Consider the following 23,180-nt stretch of genomic DNA (forward strand, 5'->3'; position numbering starts at 1 on the left):
CACACTTTTCAATGAAAATGACTGAAAATTTTCACGATGAGTTATGTAGACTGGCCGCCATGTTTAATGAGGCACGTGTACATGACTGATTTATTTACTTCTTTTTCCGATTTGGGGCTGTCTGCTCCTATTATTAATGCCCTGACCGATCTGGGCTATGAAAAACCATCGCCGATTCAGGCTGAATGTATTCCTCACCTGCTGAGCGGTCGCGATGTGTTGGGTATGGCACAGACTGGCAGCGGTAAAACGGCGGCTTTTGCTCTGCCATTACTCAATAATTTAAAACCTGAGTTAAAAGCGCCGCAGATGCTGGTGTTGGCTCCAACTCGTGAGCTGGCTGTTCAGGTTGCTGAAGCCTGTAATGATTTTGCCAAGCATATGCATGGCGTTAACGTTGTTGCCTTATACGGCGGCCAGCGTTATGACGTGCAACTGCGCGCTTTGCGTGGTGGAGCACAAATCGTTGTTGGTACGCCGGGCCGTCTGTTGGATCACCTGAAGCGTGGCACGCTGGATCTGTCCAATCTGAGTGGTCTGGTGCTGGATGAAGCCGATGAAATGCTGCGTATGGGCTTCATCGAAGATGTTGAAAACATCATGGCTCAGATCCCTGCTGCGCATCAGACTGCGCTGTTCTCTGCAACCATGCCAGAAGCGATTCGTCGTATTACGCGTCGGTTCATGAAAGATCCACAGGAAGTTCGCATCCAATCAAGCGTGACTACGCGTCCAGACATCAGCCAGAGCTACTGGACAGTGCAGGGTATGCGTAAAAATGAAGCGCTGGTACGTTTCCTAGAAGCGGAAGATTTTGATGCGGCGATTATTTTCGTTCGTACCAAAAATGCTACGTTGGAAGTGGCAGAAGCGTTGGAGCGCAGTGGTTACAACAGCGCCGCGCTGAACGGTGATATGAATCAGGCGCTGCGTGAACAAACGCTGGAGCGTCTGAAGGATGGTCGTCTGGATATCCTGATTGCAACCGACGTTGCGGCACGTGGTCTGGATGTTGAGCGTATCAGCCTGGTAGTGAACTACGACATCCCAATGGATTCGGAGTCTTACGTCCACCGTATTGGTCGTACTGGCCGCGCAGGCCGTGCAGGTCGCGCACTGCTGTTTGTTGAAAACCGTGAACGCCGCCTGCTGCGCAACGTTGAACGCACAATGAAGCTGACAATTCCTGAAGTGGAATTGCCAAATGCAGAATTGCTGGGTCAGCGCCGTCTGGCTAAATTTGCCGCTAAAGTACAGCAACAGCTGGAAAGCAGCGATCTGGATATGTACCGTGCGCTGTTGACGAAATTGCAACCGCAGGAAGAGTTGGATGTTGAAACGCTGGCTGCTGCGCTGCTGAAAATGGCGCAAGGCGAACGTCCTCTGATTCTGCCGCCAGATCCGGCATTCCGTCCGCGTCGTGAATACCGCGATCGTGATGAGTCTCGTAGTGATTCACGTGGCGATCGTCGTCGTGAACCCCGCGATGCTCGCGATTCCCGTGATTCCCAACCCCGTGATGGTGACCGTCCACAGCGTCGTGAGCGTCGTGATGCGGGTGAGATGCAGCTGTATCGTATCGAAGTGGGTCGTGATGACGGCGTTGAAGTTCGCCACATTGTTGGTGCTATCGCCAACGAAGGTGATATCAGCAGCCGCTACATCGGTAACATCAAGCTGTTCGGGTCTCACTCGACGATTGAGCTGCCGAAAGGTATGCCGGGCGACCTGTTATCACACTTTACCCGCACGCGTATTCTGAACAAACCAATGAATATGCAATTGCTGGGTGATGCAGTCGCACAGCCAGAACGTCGTGGTGGTGGTCGTCCTGCGGGCGCGGGCGGCGAACGTCGTGATGGCGCAGCGCCACGCCGCTCTTTCGGCGGTGGTGAACGCCGTGAAGGTAACGCTAACGGCGGTGAGCGTCGCGAACGTTCTTTCAATCGTGATGCCGCTGCACCGCGTGCTCCACGTCGTCGTCCTGCTGACGCATAAGCTACGATTGATTTAAAAAATCTGCTGCAATATAAAACGACCCTGAACGGGTCGTTTTTTTAGCCAGAATAAACTCACTCGTTCGATATTACAGCGTCTGCAGTACATCCATCGCGATTTCAAACGATCGCAGTCGTGCCTGATGGTCAAAAATTTGACCATTAATCATCACTTCATCCGCCCGCGTTTCACGCAAAAGGCTCTGCAATCCATGACGGACTTTCGCGCTATCGCCAACAATCGACAGCCGCAGTGCTTGATCAGTACCAAACTGCTCGGCAGGTGATCCGACCGTATCGATGTTTTCTACCGGCGCGGGCAGCGGGCCTGGCGTGCCACGGCGCAGGTTGATGAATTGTTGCTGCATCGAGGTGAAGAGGAAGCGCGCATCCCGATCGCTATCGGCTGCAACCACATTGACGCAAACCATCGTGTAGGGCTTGGCGTGGGTAGCGGAAGGGACAAAGTTTTCACGGTAGAGTCGGAAGGCTTCCAGCAACATATCGGGGGCGAAATGAGCGGCAAAGGAGAAAGGTAAACCCAGTCTCGCGGCTAATTGTGCGCTGTACAGGCTCGATCCCAATAGCCAGATCGGAACGTGTAGACCTTGTCCGGGGACGGCCTGTACTGCCTGACCCGGCTGTGCATCGGCGAAATAGCGTTGCAATTCCTGCACATCGCGCGGGAAATCTTCGATATCGGCATTGAGGTGACGGCGCAGCGCCATCATGGTGCGCTGGTCGGTACCGGGTGCGCGACCTAATCCCAAATCGATACGGCCGGGGTACAGCGATTCCAGCGTACCGAACTGCTCGGCGATGACGAGCGGTGAGTGGTTCGGTAGCATCACGCCGCCGGAGCCGAGACGGATGCGTTGTGTGCCCGAGGCAAGATAGCCAAGCAGCACCGACGTCGCCGCGCTGGCGATACCCGTCATGCTGTGGTGTTCCGCCAGCCAATAGCGGTGATAGCCCCATTTTTCTGTATGTTGCGCCAGATCCAGCGAGCGATGGAAGGCGTCACGCGCTATCGAACCTTGCGGAATCGGCGCAAGATCGAGGACGGAAAACACGGTGGATTGAGAAGGTGTGGACATAATATGGCTCACTTTGTTGTTCACTGACTCCACCCATTCGGTGGATGCTAACGCTGTCAGTCAATGATGAAAGTCAGAGCAGTATGAGGGAATGTTGCGGTGCTATGTAATTCAAAAGGTGCGTTTATATTCGTCATACTTCAAGTTGCACGTGCGTTGGCTACGCTTAGTCACCCGAATCACTTACTTGAGTAAGCTCATCGGGATGCCTTCGCTTGCCGCGTTATTCGGCCTTATGACCTCACCCCTTCTGGGTCAGCGCAAGCGCTGTTCAAAACGCTAGCGTTTTGTCCTGAAACTCGAATTATTTAGAATAGGGGAAAGGGCGGCTGGCCGCCCTGATAGGAAGTGAGTTACTGAACGAGTTCAAGGCCAGCGACGCGGCGCCAGTAGCCGTTGCAATCTGCCTGATTTTCCAGCGTTAATGGCGCATTGCCTTGTTCGTTAGCGCGGAATTTATCCAGCATCGCCGGGGTGCTGATATCGTTCGGGGACAGCCGGACGATATCGACCAGATCCTGCATTGATGCCAGTTCGTTGCCGAGGTTGTAGCAATAGCCGCTTTGCGTCTGAATGCCGTTGAGGACAAACACCTGCTGGTTCTCCTGCGACAGCATTTTTCTGCCTTGCGGATAGCTGAGGCAGCAGGTTTCGCATTCATCCTTCGGCCGGTCTTCTGAACGGGCGGTGAAACAGCGCGCGGAATAGGCTAACGGTAAATGGCCATAGCTGAGCACTTCCACTTCAAACTGATGACGAAAGCCAAGCTCGTTACACTGATTCAGCAAGTTTTGCAGCCAGTCTCGTGAGAGCTCGACTGGCATGCACCAGCGCACCATGCCTTGTTTATGCAGGACTCGCAGGGTGTACGCGTTGTAGCAGTTGAGTGCGTGTCCGGCGACAAACGGCAAGTTACGTTCGGCGGCGATGTTAACTGCGCCCAGATCGTTCGCTTCCAGTAAGAACTCGCCGTTCTCAACATAGCGTTTTAGCTCGGTAAGTTCAGACGGAGCCTGTAAGAGAGCGAGTGTAGAAATCACCACCTGCTTACCGCTGTTGGCGACCTCACGGGCAACGTTGAACCAGTCCGCCACCTTCATCAAACGGCGTTTGCTGCACACCGTTTCGCCGAGATAAATGATATCGGCGCTGCTGTTCACCGCGGCCTGATAAAACGCCTCAACATCCTCTTTCGGCCAATAGTAGAGAATATTCCCTAATGCGTATTTCATGTGTTCTCCTGCTACTGCCATTTACGGTGATAAGCGCCGAGCGTGGTCTGCGTGCCTTCTGCCACCGCACCTAATGCATCCATCCAGGCCTGAGTGGGAACGAATGTCTCAGGATTGGCGCGGCAGCGATCGATAGCCTGTCGCCATACCTGCGTAATCTGGCTGACGTAGGCTGGGCTGCGCTGGCGGCCCTCTATTTTCACGGAGGCAATATTGGCAGCCATCAATTCAGGTAGCAGCTCCAGCGTGTTCAGGCTGGTTGGCTCTTCCAGCGCATGGTAGCGCTGTCCATCGACTACATAACGGCCTTTACACAACGTGGGGTAACCGGCGTTTTCATCGTCCTGATAGCGATCGATCAGGATATTGTTCAGGCGTGATTCCATACCGTTTTCGGTCTGTTGCCAGCGTACAAATCGTGCTGGCGAGCAGGCACCCACGGTATTCGGTGATTCACCGGTCAGATAAGAAGAGAGATAGCAGCGGCCTTCCGCCATGATGCACAGGCTGCCGAAGGCGAACACTTCGAGCGGCACGGGGCTGGTGCGGGCGATTTGCTTCACTTGATGAATGGACAGCACGCGTGGCAGCACGATGCGTGCGACATCGAAATGGCGATGATAGAAATGGATCGCTTCGGTGTTCGTCGCTGAAGCCTGCACCGACACGTGACGCTCGATATTGGGATAGCGTTCGGCGGCATATTCCAGCATGGCGAGATCGGCGAGGATCAGCACGTCGGCACCGATCTGTGCGGCCATGTCCACGGCGCGCTGCCAGCGCTGATAGCCGTCCGGGTGAGCAAACGTATTGATGGCGATGTGCAGCTTACGCTGGTGGCGGTGCACGTACTCGCGCGCTTCCTGTAGCTTCTTATCAGTAAAATTCAGCCCGGCAAAATGACGTGCGTTGGTGTCATCTTTCAGGCCGATATAGACCGCATCTGCGCCATTATCGATGGCAGCTTTCAGTGCCGGCAGGTTGCCAGCGGGGCAAAGCAGTTCCATACACAATCCTTCATTAATCCCTTCGGGGCCGTAGCGGCTCGGTACGATCAATGATGTTCAGACTGATATCGCGTTTATGACGGGCGTTCTGCCTACCCCTTTGCGGGTCGCCGTAAGCGATTTTTTATCAGTCGATGAATGTTGTTAACGATTGGGAATCTTAATTAACCAAATCGGTAAGGACTTTGATTTAAGGCAGTTTATGGTGCTAATCGTCGCGCAAGGACAAAATCTGTTGGGCATAATCGGATAACCGACTAAATTATTGACATAGACCTCTGCCGCTTGCGGTGGATGTGGCAAAATGTTTGCAGATTATCTGAACAGTCAGATTGCTTTAAGAGGAGTACGCCAGTGTTGGAAAAACTACGAGCGCAGATTGTGCGTCAGGGGCCGAGCTTATTCGGTAAGCCACTCAAGTTCACCCCCTTTGCGCTACAGCGTCAGGTTTTGGAACAGATGTTGGGCTGGCAGTTCCGTCAGGCGCTGGAAGAGGGCGATCTGGCATTTCTCGAAAGCCGCTGGCTGAAAATTGAGGTGCGTGACGTTGGCTTGCAGTGGTTTATGACGCTGCGCGATGGGCGTTTGGTCGTGAGCCACGCTGAGACAGCGGATGTCAGTTTCAGTGCAGACGCGAACGATCTGATTTTGATCGCCGCGCGTAAAGAAGATCCTGATACGCTCTTTTTCCAGCGCCGCCTGCGCATTGAGGGCGACACCGAATTAGGGTTGTATGTGAAGAACCTGATGGACGCTATTGAGCTGGAATCTATGCCTGCGCCGCTGCGCATTGGTCTGCTGCAACTGGCGAACTTTGTTGAAGCCGGCTTACAGGAGGGCGTGGTGCAACCAGCGAATCACACGCCAGTATCATGCTAGTTCGGGTGGAAATTCCCGTTGATGCCGCAGGGATCGACAACTTATTGCGCCGTGCTTTTCCAACGGGCGCGGAAGCGGATCTGGTTCATCAACTGCGTGAAGATGGCTTATTGACACTCGGCGTTGTGGCGACTGACGATGAAGGCGGCGTAGTAGGCTACGCGGCATTCAGCCCGGTGCTGATCGACGGTGAGGATCGCCAATGGGTGGCGCTTGCGCCGTTGGCGGTAGACGAAAGCCTGCGTCGGCAGGGCGTGGGGGAGAAGCTGGTCTACGAAGGACTGGATGCGCTGAATGAATTTAGCTATACCGCCGTCGTCGTGCTGGGTGAGCCAACGTACTATTCTCGTTTTGGCTTCGTTCCGGCCACAGAACATCAGTTGCACTGCCGCTGGCCAGACAGTGAATCGGCTTTTCAGGTCTACCCGCTGGCGGATAACCATGTCGTCGGTGAAGGTCGTCCTGAGGGCGAAAGCGGGTTTGAAAGCGCGAGCGGGCTGGTGGAATACGCTGAACCGTTTAACCGCTTTCTCTAGCGTGATTCGTTAGCCGATAGCGTATCAATACAAATTGTTTGAGATACAAAGCGTCTTGGGCTGGTCTTGTACCAGCCTTTCTTTTTGGTTTTTGCTCAACTGCTTAATGCGATATTCCAGTTTGAGTGCGTCTGAGCGATCGCCCACCAGACAGTGAAACACCAGCGTTAATTCTCCCTTTCCCCGCAGTGCTTTTGCCCCTTTTCCCGTTTGATGCTGATTCAGGCGGCGGCTGACATCCGTCGTGATACCCGTGTACAGCGACCCAGCGACCGTGCGCAGTATGTACAGATACCAGTGAGAATCTTCGGCGTGTTCAGTCATGGCGTTGTCTGCGGCTTCTCGGAAACAGTCGTGTTGGTGGTTAGTTTAGGGCGCTTGTTCTGCTGCGTGAAGTAGCACGTTGCTGTTGTTTTGCGGATTGCCACCTTTCCGCAGGGAAATAATTTCCTGCTCTGCCTGCGGTTTCTCCCTGTGTTTAGGAAGAAACCGCTATGCTTACTCCATGACATCAATCCGCAGCAGTCGGTTTCTATCCCGCGTGTTGCCCGTGGTTGACGCCCTCTTTTTCCCGATATAGAGAGATCATCTGGCTGACAAGGTTGTCACTGTTAATTCATCGAACGCACCTTATCTGGAGAAGTATGTGTGATAAAAATCACATATAATCACTATCTATTGCATTTCTCTTACATCAAGTGTGAGTAGATGCACAAAATAGTCCGGCATGGCGTGTTCAAATATCCGATGAATCGTTTGTTGTCTGATGAATAATTGTTTGATGAATAAATAGTTTCTTTCGATGTCGTTCTTTCGGTGTTGAAATAATCACAGAATGAAGGGTAAAGGAAGGCTGATTGCGGTGAGAAGGATCTCGGTGCCGCTACAGGTTGTTTCTCCTGAGCGCTATCTTCAAGGAACCAAGTCCGCTCGCCAAACGTGCTGGTTTACACCAGTTAATGTTCAGGGCCGGTTAGACCGGCTGACGAGTTGGAGTGTTGTATGACCAAGCTGACCACGGCTGCGCAACGCGCGCTGGCGCTGATGGATTTAACCACGCTGAATGAGGATGATACGGATGAAAACGTGACGGCACTCTGCCGTCAGGCAAACAGCCCGGCAGGAAAAACGGCTGCTATCTGTATCTATCCACGTTTTATCCCTCTGGCGAAAAAGATCCTGCGTGAGCAGGGTACGCCGGATATCCGCATCGCGACGGTGACCAACTTCCCGCACGGCAATGATGATGTGGCAATTGCTGTTGCAGAAACCAAGGCAGCGATAGCCTACGGCGCTGATGAAGTTGATGTCGTATTCCCTTACCGCGCACTGATAGCTGGCAACGCTCAAATCGGTTTTGAACTGGTGCAGGCATGTAAAGCCGTGTGTCAGGATGCCCATGTGCTGTTGAAAGTGATCATCGAAACGGGCGAGCTAAAGCAAGAAGCGCTGATCCGTCAGGCGAGCGAGATTGCCATCGATGCGGGGGCCGATTTCATTAAAACCTCGACCGGTAAAGTGCCGGTGAACGCGACGCCAGAAAGCGCGGCGATCATGCTGAAGGCGATACGCGATAAAGGCGTGGGTGAGCGCGTTGGCTTTAAAGCGGCGGGCGGCGTGCGTAACGCGGAAGATGCCGCCATCTACCTGCAACTGGCGGACGATATCATGGGCACGGAATGGGCGACGGCGCAGCATTTTCGCTTTGGTGCATCCAGTCTGCTGGCGAGCCTGCTGACCACGCTTGGCCACGCGACAGCGGCTCCGCAGGGCGGCTACTAATTACGTGCACACAGCGTACGATTTTGTTCACAGCAAATGTGCTCGCAGCGACAGGCTGCTGAGCCATATCAGAATTCATCAGGAGTACAGACCTTGTTTCTGATTCAAGAAATTATTCGTAAGAAGCGTGATGGAAAGGCTCTGAGCGAAGAAGAGATTCGCTTCTTTATCAACGGTATTCGTGACAATACCGTCTCTGAAGGCCAGATTGCGGCGCTGGCGATGACCATTTATTTTCACGACATGTCGATGGATGAACGCGTGGCGCTGACGCTGGCGATGCGTGACTCCGGCACGGTACTGAACTGGAAGAGTCTGAACCTGAACGGTCCGCTGGTGGACAAACACTCTACCGGCGGCGTCGGGGATGTCACGTCGCTGATGCTGGGGCCGATGGTCGCTGCCTGCGGGGGCTACGTCCCAATGATCTCCGGGCGCGGCTTAGGGCATACCGGCGGCACGTTGGATAAGCTCGAAGCGATTCCGGGACTGGATATTTTCCCGAATGATGAAGATTTTCGCCGCATCATCCAGCAGGTTGGCGTCGCGATCATTGGGCAGACCTCATCGCTGGCTCCGGCGGATAAACGCTTTTACGCCACGCGCGACATTACCGCCACGGTCGATTCAATCCCGCTAATCACCGCGTCGATTCTGGCGAAGAAGCTGGCGGAAGGGCTGGATGCGCTGGTAATGGACGTCAAAGTGGGTTCGGGGGCGTTTATGCCGACCTATGAACTGTCCGAACAGCTGGCGCAGGCGATTGTCGGCGTAGCGAATAACGCGGGATGTCGCACCAGCGCATTGCTGACTGACATGAATCAGGTGCTGGCCTCTAGCGCAGGTAACGCGCTGGAGGTGCGGGAAGCCGTGCGTTTCCTGACAGGGGAGAGCCGCAATCCGCGCCTGTATGATGTTACTATGGCGCTATGTGGCGAGATGCTGCTGGCGGGCGGACTGGCAAGCTCGGCGGACGACGCGCATTCACGTCTGCAAGCCGTGTTGGATAACGGTAAAGCTGCCGAAGTCTTTGGTCGCATGGTCGCTGCACAGCGTGGCCCGGGCGATTTTGTCGAACACTACGATCGCTACCTGCCAGTGGCGACATTAAGCAAGCCGGTTTTTGCGACGCGTGAAGGCATCGTGACTGGGATGGATACCCGCGCGCTGGGCATGGCCGTCGTCTCGCTGGGCGGTGGACGCCGTCAGGCCACGGATACGATCGATTACAGCGTCGGTCTGGATAGCATGATCAGTCTGGGTGAGCGCGTTGATGCGCAGCGCCCGCTGGCGGTGATCCACGCCAATACGGAAGCGCAGTGGCAGCAGGCGGCGAATGAAGTCCGTGCTGCGATCCAACTGGGCGACACCGCGCCAGAAAAGACCCCGATGGTCTATCGTCGAGTGAGCGCAGAAGCGTGATCGCACAGGGCCGGTTAGTGGTCGTCTTGAATTGATTTTCCCCTGCCTCTCGGCAGGGCGTTAGCGCATAGCTGCGCAGGAGAAAAAGAATGAAACGTGCATATATTATGGTTCTCGACTCGTTTGGGATCGGCAGCAGTGCTGATGCAGAACGTTTTGGCGATGTCGGTTCAGATACGCTGGGTCATATCGCTCAGGCGTGTGCAGCAGGGACGGCGGATAAAGGGCGCAGCGGCAAGCTGCATTTGCCGAACCTGAGCCGTCTGGGGCTGGGTAAAGCTGCTGAGGCCTCAACGGGGACGTTCCCGCCAGGGCTGGATGAAAACGCAGACATCATCGGTGCTTACGCGCACGCCAGCGAAATCTCCTCGGGTAAAGATACCCCGTCTGGTCACTGGGAAATTGCCGGTGTGCCTGTCCTGTTTGACTGGGGCTATTTTAAAGATGAAGAAAACAGTTTTCCGCAGGAACTGCTGGATAAACTGGTGAAGCGCGCTAATCTGCCGGGCTATCTTGGCAACTGTCACTCTTCCGGTACGGTGATTCTGGATCAACTGGCTGAAGAACACATGAAAACCGGCAAACCGATTTTCTACACCTCTGCGGATTCCGTGTTCCAGATTGCCTGCCATGAAGAAACGTTCGGTCTGGATAAGCTGTATGAGCTGTGTGAAATTGCCCGCGAAGAGCTGACCGAAGGGGATTACAACATCGGGCGCGTGATCGCACGTCCGTTTATCGGCGACAAACCCGGCAATTTCGAACGTACCGGCAACCGTCACGATCTGGCCGTTGAACCGCCAGCGCCAACCATCCTGAAAAAAATGGTGGATGAAAAAGGCGGCGAAGTGGTTTCCGTCGGCAAGATTGCGGATATCTACGCGCAGGTCGGTATCACGAAGAAAGTGAAGGCCACCGGCATCGATGCGCTGTTTGACGCCACGCTGAAAGAAATGGATAGCGCAGGCGACAACACCATCGTGTTTACCAACTTTGTTGATTTCGATTCTGCCTACGGCCACCGCCGCGATATTCCAGGCTATGCTGCTGCGTTGGAGCTGTTTGACCGTCGCCTGCCAGAAATGCTGTCCCGCGTGAAGGGTGACGATATCCTGATTCTGACGGCTGACCACGGCTGTGACCCGAGCTGGCACGGCACCGATCACACCCGTGAGAACGTCCCGGTGTTGATCTATGGCCCGAACGTGAAGCCGGGGTCATACGGTCACCGTGAAACCTTCGCCGATATCGGGCAGACGGTCGCGGCCTACTTTGGCCTGTCGCCTATGGACTACGGCAAATCGATACTGTAAAACACACCGTTTTTTACGTGAAACTTGATTAATTAAGGAATAAACGCATGGCTACGCCACATATTAATGCAGAAATGGGTGATTTCGCGGACGTTGTACTGATGCCGGGCGACCCGCTGCGCGCTAAGTACATTGCAGAAACCTTTCTGGATGATGCCCGCGAAGTGAACAACGTGCGTGGCATGTTAGGGTTCACGGGGACTTACAAAGGCCGTAAAATTTCGGTCATGGGCCACGGCATGGGTATCCCATCCTGCTCAATTTATGCGAAAGAACTGATCACCGAATTCGGCGTGAAGAAGATCATCCGTGTGGGATCCTGCGGTGCGGTACGTGAAGATGTTAAGCTGCGCGACGTGGTGATCGGCATGGGTGCCTGTACGGATTCTAAAGTGAACCGTATGCGTTTCAAAGATCACGACTACGCGGCGATTGCTGATTTCGATATGGTGCGTAATGCCGTTGATGCTGCCAAAGCACGCGATGTTTCTGTCCGCGTTGGTAACATCTTCTCCGCCGATCTGTTCTACACGCCAGATCCGCAGATGTTCGACGTGATGGAAAAATACGGCATTCTGGGTGTGGAAATGGAAGCGGCCGGTATCTATGGCGTTGCGGCAGAATTCGGTGCAAAAGCGCTGGCAATCTGTACCGTTTCTGACCACATTCGTACTGGTGCACAGACTACGTCAGAAGAGCGTCAAAACACGTTCAACGAGATGATCGAAATCGCGCTGGAATCCGTTCTGCTGGGCGATAACGAGTAATACCAATCTGGCTTTGGATTGGTTTGAATTGCACCCCAAAAGTTGAGGATTCAACTGAGTAAGGTGCAGTTCAGGTTTAGATTCTCTCTAATGAGCCGGAGCCTATGCAACATCGTGGGATACAGCAGTCATTATCCCTGGGATAATCCTTTTATTCAGCATGCCCATGATTCAGGGCTGTTAAAGGCTCATTGACGTCAAAAATTTTGTAAGTGACTTCTTCAACACCTAATGATTTAACACGGGAAATATGCATCTTGAGATAAGCATTTGCCGTTTCTTCATCTTTAAAGAGATATATCCCACCTGCTTCCTGATTCTTTTCACTCTCCGTCCAAATTTTCCAGATAAAGCCCGGTTCGTGATTGATTGACTCGGCAAGGTCAACCAATTGGCGAGACATTTCATGACCAAATGGTCCCTTAAAACTAAAGTGGAGCTGTAGTAATTTATTCGACATATATTATTCCCAATAAGATAAATAGAACGTTATAAATGGGGTTGTATTTTATCTGTGTAATCTGAAATTTAATTTATGATAAGTTTTCAATTAATATATTGGTTATTTCTTTTTCACTTACATAGCCAGAGGCGATTTTTTTAATCATGCTATCTTTTTCAATCAGGATTGTTGGGAAAGCATTAACACCAAAATGACGCGCTCTATAAAACTCATTGATGGTTTCTGCTATCGCAAATTTTGAAGTGAAGACGTTTTTGAAATCATCGAAATCAATGCCAGTGGTAAGGCAGATGCTTTCATAAAACTCTATTTTCTTTGGGTCTTCCGACTGCGTATAGAATTTTCTTTGTGTCTCGCGGAAGAACTCAATTTTGGTGTCTTTTGCAATGAGCTCCGCACTGACAATGGCACGACAGGCAGGTTCTGTATCGTAATTAAAATATTCTGCATCCAGCAGAGCATAGGAAAACGGCTGGCCTGTTTTCGAACTGATGTGCTCCCATTCCCGACGTAAGAAATTTTTGAAGGAAGTATTCCACTCATCCCCCCCACCAGCACGAAGACCGCCGTTTGTCAGTGTGAATTGATAGTGATTGTCGTGACAAAACGCCGCTATACGGCTGACGGATTGAGATATTCCCCAACACCAGGAACACATTGGGTCTCCGACATAATGGACGATCACGGCTTCTTTTTCTGTCTGCCCATCCTGAATAGGCGATAATTCTTTTTTTGTATCGATCAGGCATTGGCCTGTCTCATTATCACATAGCATAGTCGGCTCCTTCTGAAGGGGATGATTTTATTATCCTCGGCGTTTAGGTACAATCCGATAAAATTTAACTCACTGTTCAGGATTTTTTGACAATGGATAAGTTAAGAGCCATGCAAGCTTTTATCTATGTTGCTGAAACAGGAAGTTTCAGTGCGGCTGCCCTTAAACTTAATCTTCCAAAAGCAAGAATCTCTCAAAGAATAAATGATCTTGAGAGCGAATTGGGTATTAGGCTTTTTGAAAGAACAACACGCGCAGTGAAAATTACACATGCCGGACAAGAATACTTCGAAGAATGTGCCGCCTTGTTAAGAAATATTGAAAGGGTCGAGCAGAACCTGAAGCTTGAACAGCATTCATTGTCAGGAAGAATAACGGTAGATGTGTTATCTCCCGTGGCCAGATGGATTATTCTGCCTCATTTACACGACTTTAATTCCCAATACCCAGAGATTCAGATCAGTCTGAAGTCCAATGATTCGATAGCAAAAATTCATCAGGAAAGCATCGATCTTGCTATCCGAGGCGGGAGTCTGGAAGATTCAAGTCTGATTGCGAGGCCGTTATGCCATATACCTTTCCAGCTTTATGCCTCGCCTGAATTAGCGAGTTCATTATCACAATCGCTGTGCCCATCAAGCCTTCAGGATGAAAAATTAGTATCTTGGATGGCAAATGATGAAAAAGAACTGGTTTGGCATTTGCAAAAGGCGAAGGAACACATTGTTGTCAGAAATGGGAAGCATCAATTTATTAGCGATCAAGATCTGGCATTAGCCTATTGTGCGTCAGGGCACGGCGTATGCCCTGGAATGTATCTGGCTGCCGATGCCTATGTTAAGAAAGGGATGCTTACCCCTGTTTTTAACGCATGGAGCCTGATTGAGAAAAATGTCACAATCCTTTACCCGAGTAAAAAGCACCTGCCCAAAAGAGTTGAATGCTTCATTTCATGGTTAGTGAAAATCGTGGAGCAATATGATTTTGATGCGCGTCATTAGCGTCCCTGCTGTTTTCTTCACCTCTTTCCGTAAGCAACCTGCTGTACATCCGCCGTTAGCGGCGCAACAGAAGGATCGACAATACGGTTCTCTGTGTGTGCTTTCTTCTCTGATTCGAGTGGCGTTAACCGTATCTGATGTTTGAAGCATGCTAGCACCGCAGGCTGGTGGCTGACGGCCAAAACAATGGTTTGCGGCAGTATTAATCTGATTTGCTCTAGCAGTTGAAGCGCCGCCGCGTCGTCGAGCTGGCTGGTGGCTTCATCCAGACAAAGTAGCGTCGGGCGCAGCAGTAACGCACGTGCGAGCGACAGGCGCTGTTGTTCACCGCCTGATAGTTCCCGGCTCCAGTTCGCCTTGTCGTCCAGACGGGGAATCAGCGCGGCCAGCCCGGTTTGTTCTAGTACCGCGATCAACCGTGCGGTATCCGCTAACTGCGCCTGCGGATAACACAGTACCTGACGCAGCGTGTCCTGCGGTAAATAGGCCTTTTGCGGTAAGAACAGCGCGCGGCCCGCAGGGAAATGCCTCTCTCCTTGTGAGGCAGGCCACAGCCCCGCCAGTGCCCGCAGCAGCGTGGTTTTTCCACTGCCGCTGACTGCGCTGAGCACCGCCCATTCGCCAGCCTGAAGCGTGAGCGTCAGAGGGGCGAAGTACGGTGAGCCCTCGGGGCGCGAGACGGACAGCGCGTTGATGTGCAGAGCATAGCCTTCATGGCGAGGTTCCTCTGGCGTCGGTAACTGTTGTAAGCGGTGCTGGAATTCCCACAGCCGTTCAATCGTAGAAGACCACTGAACCAGCTGGCGGTAGGCATCGATAAACCAGCCAAAGGCATCCAGCACATAACCGAAGGCGGATCGCGCCTGCATAATCGCCCCGAGGCTAACCTGACGGGCGAGAAACAGTGGCAGGGTAGCGAAAACTGGAATAATCAGGCTGAAACGGAAATAGCTGGTCGTAAAGCTTTCCAGCCGGAATTCTCGCGTCATTAAACGCTGCCAATTTTGCACGATGGGCAGGAAGTGTTGCCGCATCCGCTGCTGCTCGGCGTCGCTCCCTTGGTAAAACGCGATTTGCTCGCTGTTGTCTCGCACCCGCAGCAGCGTGGCGCGGTAGTCGGCTTCTACCCGCTGACGTTCAATATTCAGCTTGTGCAGGCGATGCCCCAGCAGGTGCGTCACCACGCTGGCTACTGCGGCGTAAACCAGCGCGATCCACACCAGATAGCCGTGTACCGTGATGGTATAGCCGGCTAGCGTGAAAGTATGGACGCCGGAAAGCTGCCAGAGAATGGCGATGAAAGAGAAAAAACGGGCGGTGTTTTTCAGCAGCGAAAGCAGGAGTTCGAGACTCTGTTCGATCAGCAGACGGATATCTTCCGCGATGCGCTGATCGGGGTTATCCAGCCCGGAGCTGAGTTGGTAGTGGGCGTGATTACGCAGCCAATCCTGCTCATACTGATGCGTCATGGTATCGCGCCAGCGGATAATCAGCTGTTTCTTGAGCCAGTTGCCGCAGATGATCACCAGCACAAACAGCAGCGTGTAGGCTAGATAGCGCACGGCCATATCGTAGATTGACGCGTGCTGAAAGTAGTCGGCCAGCGCGTCGTAAAAATCCCGGCTCCAGTTGTTGTACTGCACGCTGATCCACACGACGGAGAGTGTCAGGCTCATAATCAGCAGCAGTAGCAACCAGAGCAGCGTGGCTCGCGTGGTCAGCCAGAAAGGTGCGACCAGCGCATAAAAGCGTTTAAGCGTTTGCATAATGGGTTAGGCGATGGCCTGCCAGCCGAGGCTGGCAGGCGTGTTCGCTTAGAAATTCCACTTCGCGGTTAGCATGAAATTACGCGGGTCGCCGTAATAGTTGTTGCCGCTAAGATGGCGGTTGTTCAGGTTTAAGTAGTAGGTTTTATCCGTCAGATTATTGCCCACCAGATTGAAGCTCAGGTTTTTGCTGTACTGATAGCGGACATTGGCGTTAAACAGGGTGTAACCGCCCTGATGCAGACCATAAACCCGATTAGGGTAGGTTTGTGTCTCGGTCTGTGCCGTCATACCTGCGCCAACCGTCCATTGATTCAACTCACCCGGCAGATTGTATGAGGTGTAGAGCTTGAACATATGTTTCGGCGTGCGCGGGCTGAACTGTGCCGCTCTTTCGCTCGCGCTACCTTCAAGATATTTACTGTTGGTCAGGGTATAACCCGCCTGAATCTGCCAGCCTTCGGCCAGTTTTCCTGTGACATCCAGCTCCACACCCTGGCTGCGTACTTCGCCTTGAGCTTGCGAGCAGCTTGTCCCGATCAGGCAAACTGAACTATCCGCCACGGCCATCGCGCGGTTCGCCTGAATGATGCGGAACAGCGCCAGCGAGGTATTCAGATCGCCATCAAAGAACTCGCCCTTCACACCGGTTTCATAGTTGGTGCCGGTAATGGCGGGCAGCAGCTTACCGTTGCGATCTTTTTCGCTCTGCGGCTTGTAGATCTCGGCGTAGCTCAGATACCAGGTGTAGTTGTCAGCAAAGTCCCACAGCAGGCCGCCGTAAGGCACAAACTCATTGCTGGCATGCAGGCTGCTGAGTGAGGACGTATTGCGGAGATGGTTAGTGAAATATTCGTCATAGCTGTAGGCGCTGTAGCGGCCCCCCAGAATCAGCTTCCAGTCATCCGCCAGTTCGAATCTGGCCGTGGCGAACGCACCGCGCTGATACAGGTTAAAGCGGTCGTTATAGTGGTTGTTGTAGAGGCTCGTATTTGACCAGTCTGGTTCTGCCAGCGAATTCGGCTGCCAGTTGAAAATATTCACGCTGCTGGTGTTGTTGATGCGGATGTGGTTGTTATCGAAATTCTCTTTCTGATAATCACCACCCACCACCAGTTCATGATTACGTCCCAACAGCTCGAACGGACCGTTCAGGCTCAGGTTGTAACCCCACTGTTCGGCTTTGTTGTCGTAGCGCAGGTTATTGTTCAGCGAAGAATTTCCCGTTGCCGGATTGACGCCGCTGGTGCCGTTCATGATACCGATATAGCTGCTTGCTGCGCGGGAGTGGATATAGTTCAGCGCGGTTTTCAGCGTCCAGTCGTTATCGAAGTGGTGCTCCAGTTCGACAAACGGGTTAATTTTTTCAAATTCAACACGGTTCCAGCTGGCACCCAGATAGGTAGAGCGTGGCAGGTTCAGGCTACTTTTATTGGTGGCGAACGGGATGCCATACACATCAGGTACGGCACGGGTCTTTTGCCAGTTGATGCCGCCAGTGACCGTGGTGGACGGCGTCAGATCGTAGGCCAGCGTGCCGAACAGCACTTTTCTTTCACTGTGCTCGTAATCTTTAAAGCTTTGTTTATCCTGATAAACGCCAACGAGACGGCCGCGCAGGCTGGCATCGTCGTTTAGCGGCCCGGAAACATCGAGCTCGCTGCGGTAATTATCCCAACTGCCTGCGCCAACGCTGCCGGATGCCTGAAAATTGTGAGTAGGCTGCTTGCGCACCAGATTAACGGTGCCGCCGGGTTCGCCATTGCCTTGTGACAGGCCGGACGCACCGCGCAGGATTTCGACGCGATCATAAATCGCTAGATCGGGTGATTCGCTGGAGGACTGAACCGCACCCATGTTGGATACGCTGTTCTGGCTGGAGAAGTTCACGCCGTCTTCCTTGATATTATCCATCACGAAAGCACGCGATTCGTATTTCACCTGATAGCTGTTCTGATTGACCACGTTAATACCGGTGGTTTGTTTCATGGCCTCATCCAGTGAGGTCATGTTCTGATCGTCCATGCGCTGGCGTGTCACGACGCTCACCGACTGCGGCGTTTCTCGCGGTGACAGATTCAGCTGTGTCGCGGTATTCATGCTGCGCGTGGTGTAGGACTGAGTGCCTTCGGTCACGCCGTTGCGGTTGATGCCCGCCACGACCAGCATTTCATCCCCCTGCGGTATTCTCTGTAAGCGCCAGACGCTATTAGGCTGCGGAATCACCTGAAGCCCGCTTCCTGCCAGCAGCGCCGCAAATCCGCCATCGACGCTGTAATTCCCTTGCAGAGACGGCCCGGTTTTTCCGGTCGTCAACTGTGCATTACCAACCAGATAAACGCCTGATTGGGCGGCAAACTGGTTAAGCTGCTGGTTAAGCGGCCCGGCGGAGATGGAATAGGTTTTGGTTGCCGCCGCAGTTGTCGTTTCTGCGGCAGTTGCGGTGGAATGCGTGAGCAGCGGTGCTCCGCACAGCAGCAGATGAACGGCAATGGCCAATTTGGACGGTGTGCGCTGTGTAGAGAAAAATGGAATCAATGCCATGAAAATTCGCCTTCTGACCCAGAGTAAAAATTGGTGGTTTTACTGTGAATCGAACGACAGTGGAAAAAGGGGAACTCAAAAGAGAAAATTTTTGTCTGTATCTAAAAAAGAAGGTGATATCAACGCGGCTCGACGGTTACCCACCACGGAAAACGCCGCTGGATGCGGACCGGGAAGGCCTGCGCCAGCATGTTCAGTGCCATATCGGTATCGGTTAAGGGGAAGGTGCCCATCACGCGTAAATCGGCGATGGCAGGCTGGCACGCCAGATAGCCGTGGCGATAGCGGGACAGCTGTGCCACGACCTCTCCCAGCGGCATGTTGTCCGCCTGGAGCACGCCGTGTGACCAGTCGGCATCGTTCTGATGGTTGGGCAACATGTCCCCCTGACCATCAGCGTTAAAGCGCAGATGATAGCCCGCGTTGACCCGACGCGCGGCGGAGGCGTATTTGGCGCTGACCTCAACCGCGTGTTGGTAAACGGTCAGCGTGGTAGCGTCCGGTTCCTGCGCGACGCTGAAGCGCGTGCCCAGCGCCTGCAAGTGCCCCTGCGCGGTGGTGACAAAGAAAGGGCGGGCATCGGCAGCGGTCTCAATCAGAATATCCCCCGCCAGCAGGGCAATTTCCCGACGCTGGTCGCTGTAGCGGATATCAATCGCGCTGGCGGTGTTCAGCCACAGTCGGGTGTTGTCCGGTAAGGTGAGTGGTTTGATTTCTCCCACTGCGCTGTGATGATCGGCCGTCATCGCCAGCAGCGAGCCTTTTAGCGGCGTATGGCGGTACGTCAGCCAGGAAAGCAGTGAACCGGTGCTGAGTAGCGCGACGAGCTTGAGCGCACGGCGGCGTGTCATCGGTGCAGGTTGGTGCAGTAGCGTATTCAGCGCGGGCTGCTGGCCGTCGCCACGCAGCGGTTGGAAGCGCTGGCTGACCGTTTGCACGTATTCCCAGGCTTGACGGTGTTCCTCGCTTTCGTCCATCCAGCGCTGCCAGTGGTGGTAGTGCTCATCGTCAGGTTCCCGATCGCACAGTTGGGCGTACCATTGCGATGCCTGCTGCAAGGCGATAAAGCTGGGCTTATTCATGAATCAACGGCCTGACCGTCCGCGTCTATCTCCGCTTCCAACAGCACACAATGCAGCATGGCCTGTGCCATGTATTTTTTTACCATGCGTTCGGAAACGCCCAGCGTCTCGGCAATGTCCCGATAGGGTAATCCCTGTACCTGCGCCATGATAAAGGCCGCGCGTACCTTCTCTGGCAGCGCTCGCAGCATGGCGTCGACCTGATACAGGGTTTCGAGAATGATGTTGCTGTCTTCCGCCGACAGCGCAACCGGTTCTGGCTGCTCGGCCAGCGAGGTGAGCCAGACGCGCTCAATTTCCCGTTTGCGCCACAGATCGACGCACATGCCTTGCGCCATTACGCTCAGGTAAGCCCGCGCGCCAGCGTGGCTGTCGAACTGGCGCGGCTTCAATAAGAGCCGTAAAAATACATCCTGCGCCAGATCGGCCGCATCACACAGATTCCCCAGCCGTTTGCGCAATAGCCCCTGTAACCAGCCATGATGCTGACAATAGAGCTGATGCAGATCTGCTGAGGTATCAATGTTGGCTGATGACATGTCTGGTGCCTGAAACGGAGCGATAGGAGGTCAAATTTCAGGCGCATATTAATTGAGAATGATTTTTATTTCAACGCTAAGGAAAATGTGGATAACGGTGTCGGAGGGGAAGGTGAGGGAAGCGGTAAGCATGCAGGGGGCGCAAGGTTGGAATGCACCACACTCGATAGCCGTATCGGGCGTGGTGCGTTCAACGACAGCGGAATCGACTGACCTAAGCGCCAGACGATTCCAACACGTTACTTGATGGCCTGAGCCGGAACCTGTGCGGCACTGTTAAAGCTGATCTCGTTGATCGCACTCCATTTATTCACATCGGTACCGAACGTATCCAGCTTGAAGAATTTCGCTTTCACGGCAGGGAAGGTGAATTTTTCACCGTCTTTGGCGTTGTTGGAGGTGACCAGATTGTCAGCCAGTTTTTGCCAGGTTTTACCGTCGGTGGAGTAGGAAACGGAGAACTTCAGTTTGCGCTCGTCCGCTTTGAAAGGAACCAGAACAAAGTTTTCAACCGACTGTTCTTTATCCAGTTCTACCTGAACCCAGCTCTCGCCATTTGCCGCCCAGCGGGTTTTTACGTCGCCATCGGCAATGTTGGCAGGTTTATGGCCCTTGTCTGAATCATAAGCGGAAGCTGTCACCGCCGTTACTTGTACCGCGTAAGCGGAAAGAGAGAATAAGCCGCACAGGAGCGTCGTAGCCAGAGTGTATTTTTTCATATTATTCCTCGTAGATAACGGATAAACCATACATGCCTGCAAACCAGAAACATGAAATGGAATTGCATTGTGATAAAAAAGAAACGAGGTTTTATTTATAGCGATCACGTTGCGGGGATTTTTCTATCAGGAAAAAAGGCAGAGCGGGATGGGGCGCACATTATGGCACCCAATGGCACCCGCCGAGTCGCGAGTGCCGTAGGTAAAGAGGTTAGCCGAGCGGCAGCGCCATGAGAATAGCGTCTTCCCGGCCTTGTGCTGTAGGGTAATAATCGCGGCGCACGGAGACTTCGTTAAATCCCAGGCTTTCATAAAGCGCGATGGCTCGCGCGTTTGACTCGCGTACTTCCAGCCACAGCGTCAGAATGCCGCGCCGTTCCATTTCTTCGATCAGATGTTCCAATAGCTGGCGACCCAGCCCTTGACGCTGGTGGTCGGGGTGTACCGCGATATTGAACAACGTCGCTTCATCCAGCACGACCTGTGTGATGGCGTAAGCGGCAAGCTGCCCGTCATGCTCCAGTTTGATGTTGAAATAACGCTCACCTTGATTGCTGACAAACGTTTTTTCCGACCAGGGAAAGGCGTGGCTGACTTGTTCAATTTTAAAGGCTTGTGCCAGATCGGCTGGCGTCAGAGAAGATATCGTGTTCATGTTCACAGATCTGTTGCCACAGCGCCCGTTTGGCGTCGGCATTTTGATAAAGTTCGGAAAGCAGAGGGCTGGAAAGCTGAACACCCTGTAGCGCAATGGGTTCCGCGATGCCTAACCGCCAGCTATGGCAGTGCGCGTCGGCGGGCAACATCTCGATCTGCTGCGGCGTCAGGCGATAGGCTTGCGCGGGAGTGAGCGCCAGACTGTGCAGAACGTCGGTCAGCAGCGGTTCATCATCGGCCAGCGGCTCGGCGGAGACAATCACCAGACGCACCTGTTCGGGCAGACTGACGGCGATTTCGCCTTGCAGCACCGTCGGGCGACGCAGCGTCCACTGCGTAATCCCCAGTTGCTGTAGCAGCCTGTCACGTCTTGATTCCATGCGTTATCCTGTCTGGCGTGCGAGAAAATGATTCGTGCCTATGCTAACAAACCCCGTCAGACTGCGCCAACGTCGGTGCGGTTATTTCCTCTCCGCTCTGCAACTTCGGGGACGAAGCGTATATAATCCCCCGCTCAATGATTAAGGAGCCGTAGCCTGATGTCCGCATTAACCCCCGCCAGTGAAGTCATACTGCGCCATAGTGACGAATTTCTTTCACGCCGAGTTCTGTTTGCCGGTGATTTGCAGGATACCCTGCCCGCGCAATTTGAGGCGGCGTCAGTGCGTGTCCATTGCAACCAATATCACCACTGGCAACAGATGGCAAAGCCACTTGGGGATAACGCTCAATATGGTCTGGTAGCGGATGCGGCGCTGGTGGCGGATAGCGACACGCTGATTTATTACTGGCCGAAGAGCAAACAGGAAGCGGAATTCCAACTGCGTAACCTGCTGTCTCTGATGCCGGTCGGTACGGAAATCTTCGTTGTTGGGGAAAACCGCAGCGGCGTGCGTAGTGCTGAAATTGTGCTGTCTGACTTCGTTGAGTTGGTAAAAATCGACAGTGCACGTCGCTGCGGGCTTTACCACGGTCGGATTGACAAGCAGGCCAGCTTCACGCTGGATGAGTGGTGGGACGAGTATGTGACGGACGGCGTGACCGTCAAAACGCTTCCGGGTGTCTTCAGTCGTGATGACCTGGATCCGGGTAGCCGACTGCTGCTGTCTACGTTTGAGCCGCACATGAAAGGCAAAGTGCTGGATATCGCCTGCGGTGCGGGCGTATTGGCATCGGTACTGGCGAAACAGTCGCCGAAAATTCGCCTGACGCTGAGTGATGTCAGTGCAGCCGCTGTCGAATCCAGCAAGGCAACGCTGGCGGCGAATGCGTTAGAAGGCAGCGTGATTGCGAGTAATGTTTACTCCGACATCGACGGCCGCTTCGATATGATCGTGTCTAATCCGCCGTTCCATGACGGCTTACAGACCAGCCTGCAAGCCGCGGAAATGCTGATTCGTGGTGCGGTGACCCATCTACCGATTGGCGGGCAGTTACGCATCGTCGCTAACGCCTTCCTGCCTTATCCGGCGCTGTTAGATGCCGCCTTTGGTAGCCATGAAGTGCTGGCGCAGACTGGACGCTTCAAGGTGTATCAGGCCACCGTCGGTCGTCCGCCGCGCACAGGAAGCAAAGGTCGTCGTCGGTAATCCTTATTACTGA

General features: G+C 53.5%; 24 protein-coding genes. 11 read left to right on the forward strand and 13 right to left on the reverse strand.

Annotated elements, in window-relative coordinates; genetic code table 11:
- Positions 1-17: 17 nt before the first annotated feature.
- Complete coding sequence (gene yrbN / locus K7X24_RS22195) at positions 18-89, forward strand: protein YrbN (RefSeq protein ID WP_223193433.1); 72 nt, start codon at positions 18-20, stop codon at positions 87-89.
- Positions 82-1,998, forward strand: a complete 1,917-nt coding sequence (locus K7X24_RS13360) for a DEAD/DEAH family ATP-dependent RNA helicase (protein ID WP_224555300.1) — start codon at positions 82-84, stop codon at positions 1,996-1,998. Before yrbN ends, K7X24_RS13360 begins: the two co-directional genes overlap by 8 nt.
- An 88-nt stretch (positions 1,999-2,086) precedes the next feature.
- Here the strand turns inward: K7X24_RS13360 and K7X24_RS13365 are convergent, their stop codons facing one another.
- The 3 genes from K7X24_RS13365 to K7X24_RS13375 form a co-directional block, all read right to left on the reverse strand.
- Positions 2,087-3,094 carry a luciferase-like monooxygenase gene (locus K7X24_RS13365; protein WP_224555303.1) on the reverse strand — a complete coding sequence of 336 codons (1,008 nt, stop codon included), beginning with the start codon at positions 3,092-3,094 and terminating at the stop codon, positions 2,087-2,089.
- Between the two features lie 353 nt (positions 3,095-3,447).
- Positions 3,448-4,326, reverse strand: coding sequence for a U32 family peptidase (locus K7X24_RS13370; protein WP_211026450.1), 879 nt, complete (start codon positions 4,324-4,326; stop codon positions 3,448-3,450).
- A gap of 11 nt (positions 4,327-4,337) precedes the next feature.
- A complete protein-coding gene (locus K7X24_RS13375; protein ID WP_224555305.1) occupies positions 4,338-5,333 on the reverse strand; it encodes a peptidase U32 family protein in 996 nt (331 codons plus the stop codon).
- A gap of 354 nt (positions 5,334-5,687) precedes the next feature.
- On the opposite strand from K7X24_RS13375, the gene K7X24_RS13380 reads away from it, so the two are divergent.
- Both K7X24_RS13380 and K7X24_RS13385 read left to right on the forward strand, forming a co-directional pair.
- On the forward strand, positions 5,688-6,212 hold the full coding sequence (locus K7X24_RS13380) for an SCP2 domain-containing protein (RefSeq protein WP_039491217.1): 525 nt from the start codon (positions 5,688-5,690) through the stop codon (positions 6,210-6,212).
- Positions 6,206-6,748, forward strand: coding sequence for a GNAT family N-acetyltransferase (locus K7X24_RS13385; protein ID WP_103861432.1), 543 nt, complete (start codon positions 6,206-6,208; stop codon positions 6,746-6,748). Before K7X24_RS13380 ends, K7X24_RS13385 begins: the two co-directional genes overlap by 7 nt.
- Positions 6,749-6,772: 24 nt before the next feature.
- Here the strand turns inward: K7X24_RS13385 and K7X24_RS13390 are convergent, their stop codons facing one another.
- On the reverse strand, positions 6,773-7,072 hold the full coding sequence (locus K7X24_RS13390; protein WP_198997447.1) for a GIY-YIG nuclease family protein: 300 nt from the start codon (positions 7,070-7,072) through the stop codon (positions 6,773-6,775).
- Positions 7,073-7,750: 678 nt separating this feature from the next.
- Here K7X24_RS13390 and deoC point away from each other — a divergent pair.
- The 4 genes from deoC to deoD all read left to right on the forward strand — a co-directional run bounded on the left by deoC (position 7,751) and on the right by deoD (position 12,032).
- Complete coding sequence (gene deoC, locus K7X24_RS13395; protein WP_224555307.1) at positions 7,751-8,530, forward strand: deoxyribose-phosphate aldolase; 780 nt, start codon at positions 7,751-7,753, stop codon at positions 8,528-8,530.
- Between the two features lie 93 nt (positions 8,531-8,623).
- The gene (gene deoA / locus K7X24_RS13400; protein WP_039507535.1) at positions 8,624-9,952 is read left to right on the forward strand and encodes a thymidine phosphorylase; all 1,329 of its coding nucleotides are present in this window, start codon (positions 8,624-8,626) and stop codon (positions 9,950-9,952) included.
- Positions 9,953-10,041: 89 nt separating this feature from the next.
- The gene (gene deoB, locus K7X24_RS13405; protein WP_039485939.1) at positions 10,042-11,265 is read left to right on the forward strand and encodes a phosphopentomutase; all 1,224 of its coding nucleotides are present in this window, start codon (positions 10,042-10,044) and stop codon (positions 11,263-11,265) included.
- A 47-nt stretch (positions 11,266-11,312) separates the two neighbouring features.
- Positions 11,313-12,032 (forward strand): purine-nucleoside phosphorylase, encoded by a 720-nt coding sequence (deoD, locus tag K7X24_RS13410; RefSeq protein ID WP_010300039.1) that lies wholly within the window; start codon positions 11,313-11,315, stop codon positions 12,030-12,032.
- Positions 12,033-12,183: 151 nt separating this feature from the next.
- Here deoD and K7X24_RS13415 read toward each other — a convergent pair whose 3' ends face one another.
- Entirely contained in the window at positions 12,184-12,492 is a 309-nt protein-coding gene (locus K7X24_RS13415) for a monooxygenase (RefSeq protein ID WP_103941930.1), read from the reverse strand.
- Between the two features lie 73 nt (positions 12,493-12,565).
- The gene (locus tag K7X24_RS13420; protein WP_224555309.1) at positions 12,566-13,270 is read right to left on the reverse strand and encodes a DsbA family protein; all 705 of its coding nucleotides are present in this window, start codon (positions 13,268-13,270) and stop codon (positions 12,566-12,568) included.
- 92 nt (positions 13,271-13,362) lie between these two features.
- Here K7X24_RS13420 and K7X24_RS13425 point away from each other — a divergent pair, with 92 nt between their 5' ends.
- A complete protein-coding gene (locus K7X24_RS13425) occupies positions 13,363-14,271 on the forward strand; it encodes a LysR family transcriptional regulator (RefSeq protein WP_211006989.1) in 909 nt (302 codons plus the stop codon).
- Between the two features lie 17 nt (positions 14,272-14,288).
- Here the strand turns inward: K7X24_RS13425 and K7X24_RS13430 are convergent, their stop codons facing one another.
- The 4 genes from K7X24_RS13430 to K7X24_RS13445 all read right to left on the reverse strand — a co-directional run bounded on the left by K7X24_RS13430 (position 14,289) and on the right by K7X24_RS13445 (position 20,202).
- Positions 14,289-16,037 (reverse strand): ABC transporter ATP-binding protein/permease, encoded by a 1,749-nt coding sequence (locus K7X24_RS13430; protein ID WP_224555311.1) that lies wholly within the window; start codon positions 16,035-16,037, stop codon positions 14,289-14,291.
- A 48-nt stretch (positions 16,038-16,085) separates the two neighbouring features.
- Positions 16,086-18,581 carry a TonB-dependent siderophore receptor gene (locus tag K7X24_RS13435; RefSeq protein ID WP_224555313.1) on the reverse strand — a complete coding sequence of 832 codons (2,496 nt, stop codon included), beginning with the start codon at positions 18,579-18,581 and terminating at the stop codon, positions 16,086-16,088.
- Between the two features lie 119 nt (positions 18,582-18,700).
- Complete coding sequence (locus K7X24_RS13440; protein WP_224555315.1) at positions 18,701-19,663, reverse strand: FecR domain-containing protein; 963 nt, start codon at positions 19,661-19,663, stop codon at positions 18,701-18,703.
- On the reverse strand, positions 19,660-20,202 hold the full coding sequence (locus tag K7X24_RS13445) for a sigma-70 family RNA polymerase sigma factor (RefSeq protein WP_039470756.1): 543 nt from the start codon (positions 20,200-20,202) through the stop codon (positions 19,660-19,662). The genes K7X24_RS13440 and K7X24_RS13445 overlap by 4 nt, the downstream gene beginning before the upstream one ends.
- 87 nt (positions 20,203-20,289) lie before the next feature.
- On the opposite strand from K7X24_RS13445, the gene K7X24_RS22005 reads away from it, so the two are divergent.
- The gene (locus K7X24_RS22005) at positions 20,290-20,415 is read left to right on the forward strand and encodes a hypothetical protein (protein ID WP_263363212.1); all 126 of its coding nucleotides are present in this window, start codon (positions 20,290-20,292) and stop codon (positions 20,413-20,415) included.
- 26 nt (positions 20,416-20,441) lie between these two features.
- On the opposite strand, the gene K7X24_RS13450 is transcribed toward K7X24_RS22005, so the two are convergent.
- The 3 genes from K7X24_RS13450 to K7X24_RS13460 form a co-directional block, all read right to left on the reverse strand.
- Positions 20,442-20,921: a discoidin domain-containing protein gene (locus K7X24_RS13450; RefSeq protein ID WP_039470758.1), complete on the reverse strand. Its 480-nt coding sequence runs from the start codon at positions 20,919-20,921 to the stop codon at positions 20,442-20,444.
- Positions 20,922-21,132: 211 nt separating this feature from the next.
- Positions 21,133-21,576: a ribosomal protein S18-alanine N-acetyltransferase gene (gene rimI / locus K7X24_RS13455; protein WP_224555317.1), complete on the reverse strand. Its 444-nt coding sequence runs from the start codon at positions 21,574-21,576 to the stop codon at positions 21,133-21,135.
- Positions 21,527-21,958, reverse strand: a complete 432-nt coding sequence (locus K7X24_RS13460) for a DNA polymerase III subunit psi (RefSeq protein WP_010309329.1) — start codon at positions 21,956-21,958, stop codon at positions 21,527-21,529. The genes rimI and K7X24_RS13460 overlap by 50 nt, the downstream gene beginning before the upstream one ends.
- A 159-nt stretch (positions 21,959-22,117) precedes the next feature.
- Here K7X24_RS13460 and rsmC point away from each other — a divergent pair, with 159 nt between their 5' ends.
- The gene (rsmC, locus tag K7X24_RS13465) at positions 22,118-23,167 is read left to right on the forward strand and encodes a 16S rRNA (guanine(1207)-N(2))-methyltransferase RsmC (RefSeq protein ID WP_010309331.1); all 1,050 of its coding nucleotides are present in this window, start codon (positions 22,118-22,120) and stop codon (positions 23,165-23,167) included.
- Positions 23,168-23,180 lie beyond the last annotated feature (13 nt).

Origin of the sequence: Pectobacterium versatile (assembly GCF_020166435.1) — a bacterium.
GTDB lineage: Bacteria > Pseudomonadota > Gammaproteobacteria > Enterobacterales > Enterobacteriaceae > Pectobacterium > Pectobacterium versatile.

Bases quoted from the DNA above. Each gene is read 5' to 3' on its own strand.
- K7X24_RS13365 (WP_224555303.1), bottom strand. From the start codon at position 3,094: ATGTCCACACCTTCTCAATCCACCGTGTTTTCCGTCCTCGATCTTGCG.
- K7X24_RS13375 (WP_224555305.1), bottom strand. From the start codon at position 5,333: ATGGAACTGCTTTGCCCCGCTGGCAACCTGCCGGCACTGAAAGCTGCC.
- deoB (WP_039485939.1), top strand. From the start codon at position 10,042: ATGAAACGTGCATATATTATGGTTCTCGACTCGTTTGGGATCGGCAGC.
- K7X24_RS13445 (WP_039470756.1), bottom strand. From the start codon at position 20,202: ATGTCATCAGCCAACATTGATACCTCAGCAGATCTGCATCAGCTCTAT.
- K7X24_RS13460 (WP_010309329.1), bottom strand. From the start codon at position 21,958: ATGGAATCAAGACGTGACAGGCTGCTACAGCAACTGGGGATTACGCAG.
- K7X24_RS13420 (WP_224555309.1), bottom strand. From the start codon at position 13,270: ATGCTATGTGATAATGAGACAGGCCAATGCCTGATCGATACAAAAAAA.
- K7X24_RS13360 (WP_224555300.1), top strand. From the start codon at position 82: ATGACTGATTTATTTACTTCTTTTTCCGATTTGGGGCTGTCTGCTCCT.
- K7X24_RS13385 (WP_103861432.1), top strand. From the start codon at position 6,206: ATGCTAGTTCGGGTGGAAATTCCCGTTGATGCCGCAGGGATCGACAAC.
- K7X24_RS13435 (WP_224555313.1), bottom strand. From the start codon at position 18,581: ATGGCATTGATTCCATTTTTCTCTACACAGCGCACACCGTCCAAATTG.
- K7X24_RS13425 (WP_211006989.1), top strand. From the start codon at position 13,363: ATGGATAAGTTAAGAGCCATGCAAGCTTTTATCTATGTTGCTGAAACA.
- rsmC (WP_010309331.1), top strand. From the start codon at position 22,118: ATGTCCGCATTAACCCCCGCCAGTGAAGTCATACTGCGCCATAGTGAC.
- K7X24_RS13430 (WP_224555311.1), bottom strand. From the start codon at position 16,037: ATGCAAACGCTTAAACGCTTTTATGCGCTGGTCGCACCTTTCTGGCTG.
- K7X24_RS13450 (WP_039470758.1), bottom strand. From the start codon at position 20,921: ATGAAAAAATACACTCTGGCTACGACGCTCCTGTGCGGCTTATTCTCT.
- deoC (WP_224555307.1), top strand. From the start codon at position 7,751: ATGACCAAGCTGACCACGGCTGCGCAACGCGCGCTGGCGCTGATGGAT.
- K7X24_RS13370 (WP_211026450.1), bottom strand. From the start codon at position 4,326: ATGAAATACGCATTAGGGAATATTCTCTACTATTGGCCGAAAGAGGAT.
- K7X24_RS13440 (WP_224555315.1), bottom strand. From the start codon at position 19,663: ATGAATAAGCCCAGCTTTATCGCCTTGCAGCAGGCATCGCAATGGTAC.
- K7X24_RS13415 (WP_103941930.1), bottom strand. From the start codon at position 12,492: ATGTCGAATAAATTACTACAGCTCCACTTTAGTTTTAAGGGACCATTT.
- rimI (WP_224555317.1), bottom strand. From the start codon at position 21,576: ATGAACACGATATCTTCTCTGACGCCAGCCGATCTGGCACAAGCCTTT.
- K7X24_RS13390 (WP_198997447.1), bottom strand. From the start codon at position 7,072: ATGACTGAACACGCCGAAGATTCTCACTGGTATCTGTACATACTGCGC.
- deoD (WP_010300039.1), top strand. From the start codon at position 11,313: ATGGCTACGCCACATATTAATGCAGAAATGGGTGATTTCGCGGACGTT.